The organism is Methylobacterium isbiliense, from assembly GCF_022179325.1.
GTDB lineage: Bacteria > Pseudomonadota > Alphaproteobacteria > Rhizobiales > Beijerinckiaceae > Methylobacterium > Methylobacterium isbiliense.
Genome location: NZ_BPQQ01000007.1, coordinates 20,137 through 29,907, shown reverse-complemented (window position 1 = coordinate 29,907; position 9,771 = coordinate 20,137). Strand labels below are relative to the sequence as shown.

The 9,771-nt window shown below is 67.4% G+C and carries 10 protein-coding genes and 2 pseudogenes; 6 read left to right on the top strand and 6 right to left on the bottom strand.

The genetic code is table 11. From position 1 onward, the window contains the following. Positions 1–189, top strand: a pseudogene (locus MFF61_RS03485) (glycoside hydrolase family 1 protein); the annotation flags it as partial. A 34-nt stretch (positions 190–223) separates the two neighbouring features. Here the strand turns inward: MFF61_RS03485 and MFF61_RS03480 are convergent. From MFF61_RS03480 to tnpA, 4 genes are all read right to left on the bottom strand, one after another. Next, a complete protein-coding gene (locus MFF61_RS03480; protein ID WP_238233723.1) occupies positions 224–391 on the bottom strand; it encodes a hypothetical protein in 168 nt (55 codons plus the stop codon). An 80-nt stretch (positions 392–471) separates the two neighbouring features. After that, positions 472–2,061: an IS66 family transposase gene (tnpC, locus tag MFF61_RS03475; protein ID WP_238233727.1), complete on the bottom strand. Its 1,590-nt coding sequence runs from the start codon at positions 2,059–2,061 to the stop codon at positions 472–474. Between the two features lie 88 nt (positions 2,062–2,149). Continuing rightward, complete coding sequence (tnpB, locus tag MFF61_RS03470; protein WP_238233722.1) at positions 2,150–2,497, bottom strand: IS66 family insertion sequence element accessory protein TnpB; 348 nt, start codon at positions 2,495–2,497, stop codon at positions 2,150–2,152. Then, complete coding sequence (gene tnpA, locus MFF61_RS03465) at positions 2,494–2,889, bottom strand: IS66-like element accessory protein TnpA (protein WP_238233721.1); 396 nt, start codon at positions 2,887–2,889, stop codon at positions 2,494–2,496. The genes tnpB and tnpA overlap by 4 nt, the downstream gene beginning before the upstream one ends. An 88-nt stretch (positions 2,890–2,977) precedes the next feature. Here tnpA and MFF61_RS03460 point away from each other — a divergent pair, with 88 nt between their 5' ends. Next, positions 2,978–3,346 carry a SpoIIAA family protein gene (locus MFF61_RS03460; protein WP_238233720.1) on the top strand — a complete coding sequence of 123 codons (369 nt, stop codon included), beginning with the start codon at positions 2,978–2,980 and terminating at the stop codon, positions 3,344–3,346. A gap of 82 nt (positions 3,347–3,428) precedes the next feature. Here the strand turns inward: MFF61_RS03460 and lpdA are convergent. Both lpdA and MFF61_RS03450 read right to left on the bottom strand, forming a co-directional pair. Further along, positions 3,429–4,825, bottom strand: a pseudogene (gene lpdA, locus MFF61_RS03455) (dihydrolipoyl dehydrogenase). Positions 4,826–4,897: 72 nt separating this feature from the next. Continuing rightward, positions 4,898–5,605, bottom strand: a complete 708-nt coding sequence (locus MFF61_RS03450) for a hypothetical protein (RefSeq protein WP_238233719.1) — start codon at positions 5,603–5,605, stop codon at positions 4,898–4,900. A gap of 290 nt (positions 5,606–5,895) precedes the next feature. Here MFF61_RS03450 and MFF61_RS03445 point away from each other — a divergent pair, with 290 nt between their 5' ends. The 4 genes from MFF61_RS03445 to MFF61_RS03435 are packed head-to-tail and all read left to right on the top strand — an operon-like array spanning position 5,896 to position 9,764. Beyond that, entirely contained in the window at positions 5,896–8,274 is a 2,379-nt protein-coding gene (locus tag MFF61_RS03445) for a heavy metal translocating P-type ATPase (RefSeq protein WP_238233718.1), read from the top strand. Positions 8,275–8,311: 37 nt separating this feature from the next. After that, a complete protein-coding gene (locus MFF61_RS34010) occupies positions 8,312–8,695 on the top strand; it encodes a zinc-ribbon domain-containing protein (RefSeq protein WP_353960069.1) in 384 nt (127 codons plus the stop codon). 29 nt (positions 8,696–8,724) lie between these two features. Beyond that, positions 8,725–9,354, top strand: coding sequence for a signal peptidase II (gene lspA, locus MFF61_RS03440; RefSeq protein ID WP_306423376.1), 630 nt, complete (start codon positions 8,725–8,727; stop codon positions 9,352–9,354). Next, on the top strand, positions 9,348–9,764 hold the full coding sequence (locus tag MFF61_RS03435; protein ID WP_238233717.1) for a cation transporter dimerization domain-containing protein: 417 nt from the start codon (positions 9,348–9,350) through the stop codon (positions 9,762–9,764). Before lspA ends, MFF61_RS03435 begins: the two co-directional genes overlap by 7 nt. The last annotated feature ends 7 nt before the right edge of the window (positions 9,765–9,771 follow it).

The window sequence follows — 9,771 nt, the reverse complement described above, 5'->3', positions numbered from 1 at the left end:
GGTCGTTCGGGGGCAACAACACAGGTCGACTGGGACACCGCGTTGCGGGAGGACAACGGACAGGTCAATCCGCTCGGCCTCTACGATCTCGACCGCAAGATCAGGCCGGTCGGGGAGGCCTATCGCAAGCTCGTCGCGGAGTGGCGCGACATCCTGCCCGCCGAGAGCCTCTGCCTCGGCCTGGTGTAAGGCCCAGGTCGTCCGCCGGCGCGTACGCATCCGGTCAGGGCCGCGAGCTGGTCTTCTCCAGAGGGAGGTCGAGCTGGCTGAACTCGGCGATGAGCTCGCGGAGGGCGTCGATGCCCTGAACCGTGAAGGCAGGCGTCCAGTCCTCGTCGGTGACGCCCAAGACGAGGATGCAGCCGTCTTCATCGGAGAGTTCCTCCGCCATGAGCCGCACCAGATCCTCGGAGACGCCCAGCCGGACAGCAACTGCCGCGGCGGTGTGAACGACACGGACGCGCGCCAGCGTCAGGCCGCCTGAGCGAGATCGCGTGGCGCCGAGCGACCCCAGCGCCAGGGGAGCAGTTCGCCGAGCTGCTGGACGGGATGGCCAGCGATGCGAGCCAGCACGTCGGCGAGCCAAGCCTGCGGATCGATGTCGTTCAGCTTCGCCGTCATGATCAGCGTCGCGATGGCGGCCGCTCTCTCGGCGCCGCGCTCAGAGCCCGCGAACAGCCACGCCTTGCGACCCAGTGCAAAGCCGCGCAGCGCCCGCTCGGCCGCGTTGTTGCTGAGACAGACCCTCCCGTCATCAAGGAAGCGAGTAAAGGCCGGCCAGCGCCGGAGCAGATAGTCGATTGGCTCGGTGACGGGCGAGGAGCGCGACAGGCGCGAGCGCTGGTCCCGCAGCCAAGCCTCGAGCTCGGCGACGAGCGGAGCGCTCTCGCGCTTGCGGGCGTCGAGGCGCTCGGCCGCCGGGAGTCCGTTGATGCCGCGCTCGATCTCGAACAGGGCATCGATGCGCCTGACGGCTTCCAGGGCGATTGGCGAGATCACGGCCGCGTTCTTGCCCCTTCGGGCATTGCCGGCGATATCGGCCAGCTCGAAGAACTTGCGCCGGGCATGAGACCAGCAGAACGCCGGCGTCACCGTCCCGGCCGCACGGTCGGGACCGTACAGCCCGTTGTAGCCGCCATAGGCGTCGGCCTGGAGAATGCCGCCGAACCCGCCCAGGTGGCGCTCGGGATGCGCGCCGGATCGATCACGAGAGGCATAGAACAGCGCCGCCGGCGGGTCCGGGCCGCCGAAGGGCCGGTCGTCGCGGACGTAGCTCCAGATCCGGCCCGTGGTCGTCTTGCCCCTGGCCAGGATCGGCACCGTCGTGTCGTCGCCATGAAGGCGCTCTGCTGCCAGCACATGCGCCTCGATCAACCGGTGAAGCGGCGCCAGGGCCGTCGCGCAGGCCCCGACCTGGTCGGCGAGCGTCGAGACGCTGAGCTCGATCCCCTCCCGGGCAAAGCGCTCGCTCTGCCGGTTCAAAGGCAGGTGCTGCGCGAACTTGTCGAACAGGATGGTGGCGAGAAGCTGCGGCCCGGCAAAGCCCCGGGGCGTGACGTGGAAGGGTGCAGGCGGCTGCATGATCCGCTCGCAGTCACGGCAGCTGAAGCGCTCCCGCACGGTCTGGATCACCTTCCAGCGGCGCGGCACCACCTCCAGCGTCTCAGTGATATCCTCCCCGAGCTTCGACAGCTTGGCCGACCCGCAGCACGGGCAGGCCGTGGGTGCCGCGATCACGATGCGCTCGCGCGGCAGATGTGCCGGGAACGGGCGGCGCGAGGGGTGCTTGCGAACCGTCATGGTCCGGGAGGCCTGCGCAGCCGCAGCCTGCGCCGCGATGGCGTCCTCGCTCGCCGCCGCCTCCAGTTCCTCCAGTTCGAGCTCCATCTGGTCGAGGAGCTTCGCCTGACGTTCCGAGCGGCTGCCGTAGAGAGCCCGCCGCAGCTTCTCGATGGCGAGCTTCAGATGCGCGATCAGCGCTTCGGTGCCCGTCAGGTCGGCCTTGGCGTGGGTCGCCTCGGCCTCGGCGGCCATCCGGGCCGCGCGCTCCGCCAGGATCATGGCGTGAGCCGCGGCGAGATCGGCAGGGAGCGAATCGGCAATCACTCGCCGATGGAATCACGTCCTGCACGGCCTGCAAGCCGGACAATCATCCCACCGAGGTCGGACGCCAGGTTGCCTGGGGATGACGCCAGTCGATCCCCGACAGCAGGTAGCCGAGCTGGGCAGTCGAGATCGTCACCGCGCCGTCAGCCGGCGTTGGCCACAGGAACCGCCCACGCTCCAGCCTCTTCGTGAACAGGCACGCGCCCTGCCCATCGTGCCAGATGACCTTCAGGAGATCGCCCCGCCGACCGCGGAAGCAGAACAGGTGACCGCTCAGCGGATCATGCCGGAGCACTTCCTGGACCTGCAACGACAAGCTCGGAAAGCCCCTCCGCATATCCGTATGCCCGGTGGCCAGCCAAACTCGGACGCCTGTCGGGATCGGGATCATCGCTCACCAAGCGCATCGAGAACTCGAGCCAGCGCAGCGGAATCTACCTCGGCATCCACGATGACGCGCCAACCATGCGCCAGCACGATCTCCATCCGTCCCTTACTGGCCCCCGGAGACTCCACCCGCGAGGGCGGTGTGGACGCGGCTGGTGGCTCCGGCGCGACGATCGCCGGGACGAAGGTCCCCGGCGCAGCCGCTTCTCGCTCGAGCCTCAGCTTCCGCCGCCAGGTCAAAAGCTGCGCACGCGAAACACCGTGCCGCCGCGCCGTCGCAGAGATCAGCCGAGGTCCGGCCAGGCTCTCCAGAACGATCCGGACCTTCTCGTCCTCCGACCAGCGTCGCCGCCGCCCGGTCTCGACGATCTCAAGCCGCCCGAAGGCACTGTGCATATGACTGTCCATACGCACTGCTCTCAATCCAGACCCGGTGCCGCAAGGCGGCTCTCACCGGAGGCGAACGCCGGCGCGGAGGCGAGCGATGTTCGAAGTCCTTGAGACGAGCCGTCCGGAGGTCTTCGGCATCCGCGTGAGCCGACGGCTGACGGCGGAGGACTACGAGCGCCTCATTCCCGTGCTCGCCCGCATGGTGGAAGGGCGTGCGAAGCTTCGCATCCTCGTTCTGATGGATCACTTCGAAGGGTGGGACACGCCTGCCATCGGATGGCCGGACCCGGCTTCGGAGGTGCGCTTCGCGTTGAGCCTTGAGCGCCTAGCGATTGTCGGCGAGGCGCTGTGGCAAGCGCGACTGGCGCGGCTGTCCGACCCCTTCTCGCCGACAGAGACGCGCTTCTTTCACAAGGAGGAGGTCGCGCAGGCATGGCAGTGGCTCGAGGAGGAGCTTCCGTGAGGCCCTTCTGAGAGCCGGGGGTCTGGCTTTGATGACGTGGATAGGTCGCATCCTGGACTCAATGACAAGCTCTGTCCTGGGCTCAATAGTGAATGGCCCGGCCATAGGCGGCGAGCACGCCCTCGTGGACGATCTCGGAGAGGGTCGGATGGGCAAACACGGTTTGCATCAGCTCCGCCTCGGTGGTCTCGAGGTTCATCGCTACCACGAAGTTGTGGATGAGCTCGGTCACCTCCGCGCCGACCATATGAGCCCCAAGAAGCTGGCCGGTCCTCTTGTCGAACACCGTCTTGACGAGCCCGTCCGGCTCGCCGAGCGCAATCGCCTTGCCGTTGCCGATGAACGGGAAACGGCCGACCCGGATGTCGAAACCCAGCGCCTTTGCCCTGCTCTCCGTGATCCCGACCGAGGCGATCTGGGGATTGCAGTAGGTGCAGCCTGGGATCTTGCCCTTGTCGAGAGGGTGCACCTCGTTCGCCCCGGCGATCGCCTCGACGCAGACGACGCCCTCATGCGAGGCCTTGTGGGCGAGCATCGGCGCGCCGGCCACGTCGCCGATGGCGTAAAGGCCGGGGACGTTCGTCCGCCCATAGCCGTCCGTGACTATGATGCCGCGCTCGATCGTGACGCCGATCGCGTCAAGTCCGAGGTTCTCGACGTTGCCGACGACGCCGACGGCCGAGAGCACCCGGTCCGCGGTGATCGTCTCGGGCGCTGCGCCCTCGCGCTCGATGGTGGCGGTCACGTCATCTGGGCCCTTCTCCAGCCTGATCACCTTGGCGCTCGTCAGGATCCTGCGACGGGCAGGATTTGCGGTAGGAGTTCCACGACGGTCACGTCGGCTCCCATGGTGCCGTAGAACGAGGCAAACTCGATGCCGATCGCGCCCGATCCGATGACAAGGAGCGAGCGCGGCATGCTGTCGGGCTTCAGCGCCTCGAAATAGGTCCACACGCGGTCTCCGTCCGGCTCGAGGCCCGGCAGCACGCGCGGGCGAGCGCCGGTCGCGACGATGACATGGCTCGCGCGATAGGTGCCCGGCCCGAGCGCGCCCTTGGGCGCCGGCACGGGCGGGCCCTCGACGGACCCGGTGGACGGCGCGACCTTGACCGTCCCGGGACTCTCGATCGTCGCGGCGCCCCAGATCACGTCGACCTTGTTCTTTCGCAGGAGGTGCACGACGCCTCCGTTGAGCTGACCTGCGACGGCGCGGGACCGCTTGATCACCGCTCCCATGTCGAACGGGATCACTTGCGCTTTGAGCCCAAAGCTCTCGATGTGCTGGAGGTACCCGTAGATCTCGGAGGTGCGCAGCAGCGCCTTGGTCGGGATGCAGCCCCAGTTGAGGCAGATGCCGCCGAGATGCTCGCGCTCGACCACGGCTGTCTTCAGGCCGAGCTGGGCGGCGCTGATAGCCGCGACGTAGCCGCCCGGGCCCCCGCCGATGATCAGGACGTCATATGAATTGGCATCGGCCATCGGAAGTTCCCGTTTCGCAAGGAAAGAAGGTGCCGAGCGCTGCCTGGATGGCTTCACGCCAATATTCTCGGGTCAACTCGCGAACACGATGACAAGCACGCCAAGAAGGACGAGTGCGCCGCCCAGCATTCCAGCCTCGAACCGTTCCAGCGCCGAGAGGCGCAGGCGCTCGAAGCCGGCGAGAGTCACCCAGGTCAGTGCGAGCATGCCCGTGAGCGTTGCGATGGCCAGGACCAAGCTCAAGGCGCCGAAGCCTGCCCAGCCATACGATATGCCGGAGAGATAGACGGGCAGGAACGCCTCGCACGGCGAGAAGGTCAGAAGAGCGAGAAGGCTCAGCACGGCTACCCGATCGGATTGGTGATCGAGATGACTCGCATCGTGAGCGTGAGGCCCGCTGCTAGCGGGGCCGCCATCATGATCGGGGTGACGGTGCTTGGGCCTTAGTCCCCAATGGCCGTGGCCGCGCGCTCCCCGCATCTGGCGCATGAGGTAATAAAGGCCAAAGGCGATCAGCGCACCCCCGGCCAGGAGCGGAAACACGTCGCCGGTCCACCGGCTGGTCTCGATCCCGAGCCCGACAACGATGACGCCAAGCAGGGTCGTGAACAGGACGTGGCCCAACCCGGCGAGCGCCGTGATGGAAAGCGTCTTGGCCCGGCTCCAACGCTGCCCGCGACCGGCGAGGACGAATGGGAGCCAATGAGTCGGCAAAGCGGCATGCAAGAACGCAACCACGAAGCCGGTCGTCAGCATGGGCGCAAGCAGGGTTTCGGACATGTTGCGAGAAATAAATGGATTGTTGCGGGTGCTGGAGGGCGAGAGCTCGCCTTTGGGACGTACCCTGGATACCGCGGGAACGAGTCCCTGGCGAGCAACACCAGCAACGCCAGAGAACGGCTGTTCGATCTCGAGAGGCTTGAGGACCGAACGGCGCTGGTACCAGCCATCCGGAGACTCAAGGACTGCGCCGGCCGGCCCAGCCCGGACTCATCCCCCCAAAAAAGCGCTTGATCCTCTAGCCGCTCGAGGTGCTACGGCTCTTCGAAGAGTCGCATTGGAGACGAGCGATGGCGCATTCGACCGACGCCCCGACCCGCAAAGCGCTGACCTTCCGCGTCGAGGGCATGGATTGCGGCAGCTGCGCCGACAAGATCCGCACGGCGCTTTGGCGCCTGCCGGGCGTGTCCACCGTCAAGGTGACCTTCGCGACCGAGAGCGTGAACGTGGAGGTCGAGGACGGCGGCCCGACGGAGGAGGCCATCGAGCGTCAGATCGCGGCCCTGGGCTACACGCCGCGCCGGGTCGAGGCGAAGACGAGCGCAAGGCGACTGCACCAGGACCGGGAGCAGGATCCTCATGAAACTCACAACCACCACGCGCCTCCTCTCGGCAATGTTCCCGAAGCGCGGATCGCCGGCTCGGCCGCAAGCACACCCGCTGCCGGCAGGGCCAAGCGGCGGGACGAAGCGACGGAGGCCCATGGCCACAGCCATGGACACCGGCACGAGCATGAGGACACGGGCGACCGCCGCTGGTGGGAAACCGCAAAAGGCCGGCTCGTCCTCCTGACGGGCGTGCTGCTCGTCGTCGCCTGGGGCTCCAAGTTCGTGATCCCGGCCTTCTCACCCTGGCTGTTCGTCGCCGCGACCCTCATCGGAGCGTTCCCCGTCGCTCGCCGCGCGATTGCGGCGGCGCGCGCCGGCATGCCGTTCACCATCGAGATGCTGATGACCATCGCCGCAACCGGCGCCATCGTCATCGGCGCCGCCGAGGAAGCGGCGCTCGTCGTGTTCCTGTTCGCGGTCGGCGAGGTGCTGGAGGGCGTGGCGGCCGGACGGGCGCGGGCCAGCATCCGAGCGCTCGGTGAACTCGTGCCGAAGACGGCGATGCTGGAGGAAGCTGGCGCGACCCGAGAGGTGCCCGCCGACAGCCTGCAGGTGGGCCAGACCGTGATGGTGCGCCCGGGTGACCGCATTCCCGCGGACGGCATCATCCTGAGCGGCACGTCGGGCATCGACGAATCGCCGGTCACCGGCGAGTCGGTGCCCAAGACCAAGGGCCCGGACGACCCTGTCTTTGCCGGTTCGATCAATCATGAAGCGGTGATCCGCCTGCGGGTCGAGAAGGCGGCCGAGGACAACACGATTTCTCGGATCATCCGGCTCGTCGAAGAGGCTCAGGAGGCCAAGGCGCCGACCGAGCGCTTCATCGACCGCTTCTCGCGCTGGTACATGCCGCTCATCGTTGTCGCGGCGGTGCTGGTTGCGCTCGTTCCCCCGCTTCTGTTCGGCCAGGACTGGGCGACCTGGATCTACCGCGCGCTCGCGCTTCTGCTGATCGGCTGCCCCTGCGCGCTCGTGATCTCAGTGCCGGCCTCGATCGCCTCGAGCCTGTCGGCCGGCGCGCGTCGCGGCATCCTGATGAAGGGCGGCGTCGTGATCGAGGGGGTCGCGAAGGCCCAGATGGTGGCCTTCGATAAGACCGGCACCTTGACCGAGGGACGGCCGAAGGTCACCGACGTCGTTGCGATCTCTATGTCCGAGGGCGAGGTCCTATCGCTCGCGGCGTCTCTTGAGACAGGATCAAGCCACCCGCTCGCGACCGCGATCGTGGCGAGAGCCAAGGCGCAGGCCGTCCCGTTCCGCGCAACCGAACGGATCACGGCCGTTCCGGGCCAGGGCCTGGAAGGCATCGTTGAGGGCTGCGAGCTGTTCCTCGGAGCGCCGCGGTTTGCGCGCGATCGCGCAGCTTTCGACAGCCGAGCTGCCGACACAGCCGAACGTCTCGAGAGCGAAGGGAAAACTGTGGCGGCGCTCGTCGGGGAGGGCCGGCTTCTCGGCCTCATCGCGCTCCGCGACGAGCCGCGGCCAGACGCGCGGGAAGGGGTCGCCGAGCTCAAGGCGCTCGGGATCAGCTCGGTCATGCTGACCGGCGACAATAAGCGCACCGCGGCCGCCATCGCCGGCTCGCTCGAAATGGACGAGCGCGCGGAACTCATGCCGGACGACAAGGTCACGGCCATCCGCGCGCTCGCCGAGCATCAGTCGGTGATGATGATCGGCGACGGCATCAATGACGCACCGGCGCTCGCGGCGGCGCAGGTCGGCGTCGCCATGGGCTCGGGCACCGACGTCGCGCTCGAGACGGCGGACGCCGCGCTTCTCCGGAACCAGGTTCGCGACGTAGCGCGCATGGTGCGGCTCGCCCGCGCCACAATGGCGAACATCCGTCAGAACATTGTGATCGCGCTCGGGCTGAAGGCGGTGTTCCTGGTCACGAGCGTGCTCGGGCTCACGGGCCTGTGGATCGCGATCCTCGCCGACACGGGCGCGACCGTCATCGTGACGGCGAACGCACTCCGGCTTCTCGGGTTCTTTCAAGAATCCGGCTCGAGTGGAGGAACCCGTCCGGGCGCTCCGGCGACACTGAAGCCCGTGACGGCTTAGCTCAGCAGAGCGTAAACATGCACCAGAGGAGCAAACCATGAGCTTTCTACGGGACTTGCTCGGGGGCCTTCGCGGCGGTCACGGCGGCGGCTTTGGCGGAGGTCATGGCGGCCACGGTGGCGGGCACGGGTCCTACGGCGGTGGGCCTTGGGGGGCGCCGGGCCCCGGGCCGGGCGGCCCAACTCCAGGTTGGCCCGCGGCTCCGCAAAGCCCCGCGCCCGGGCATCAATGCGAGACGGCCGAGCCCGTACGCGTGGTCGTCTGCCCGAGCTGCCGATCCGACAACGCACCCTCGGCACGGTTCTGCGGCCAGTGCGGCGAGCGTCTCGGGCCGGACGAAGCAAAGTGTTCGAAATGCGGAGCCAGCCTTGAGCCCGGCGCCAAGTTCTGCCCGTCCTGCGGTCAGGCCGCGAGTTCATGACCTGGCAATCCGGAGAGCGTGCTCGCATCATGAGCCCAACCTGGTCTCGCACGGGGATGGCGCTCCTGGCGTTTGCGGTCGCACTCGTCGCAGATCTTGGCACGAAGTGGCTTATCCAGAGCGTCGTCATGGTGCCGCCTCGCGTGATCGAGGTCACGCCGGTCCTCAATCTGACGCTCGGATTCAATCCGGGGGTCAGCTTCGGCCTGCTGAGCGGCGCTTTTGCGGATCGGCCCATGTTGCTGGCAGGGATCACCGGGTCCGTCGCGGCGGGCCTTCTCGTCTGGGCGATGCGCAGCGAGCAGCCGGTCGAGACCCTCGGCCTCGGCCTCATCGCGGGCGGCGCGACCGGGAACCTCGTCGATCGTGTGCGCCAGGGCGCCGTCACGGACTTCCTGGATTTTCATGTCGGAGCTTGGCACTGGCCAGCCTTCAACATGGCCGACGTCGCGATTACGGTCGGCGTGATGCTGATGATTGTCGCGGTGGTTCAGCCACGACGATCCCCGCGCCGCTCTCCCATGGTCAACCGAAGGAGCTGGCAGGACCTCAGCTTCAACAATCTCGGCAGCGAGCATTGTACAGCAAAGGTGCCCGACAAGCCGTCGAACCCTCATAGCCGCGTTGAAGGCAGCACCACGCGAGGCTCTCAATGCTGAAGCTACGGATCCTGTTCACGGCGAGCTTTGCGCTGGTTCCTGCGCTCGCCCTGGCCCAAACCCATTCGCAGGGGGGATTGCCGCATCGCCAGCAAGCCCAGAACATAGGCGGCTGCGGAGCGGAGCTGATCAGGAAGAGCTCGGATGTCCGGCTCTACATTGTCCGCCTCGTCGAGCGCCAGCTGCTCGCCATCCCGGGCGTGACGGCGGTCCACGACGTGCACGTGTCGGTCGCGGCCTCGGGGATCGACGCGATGAGTGCGCATCTCGTGGTCGTCAACATGGCGCAGGCGGAACGTATTCTAACCGACGCGCGTCGGATCTTGGCGAACGAGCTTGACGCCGACCATGTGACGATCCAGGTCGAAACCGAGGCGCTCCGGGCCGCGGAAAAGCCGCAGAAAGCCTGAATAGGTT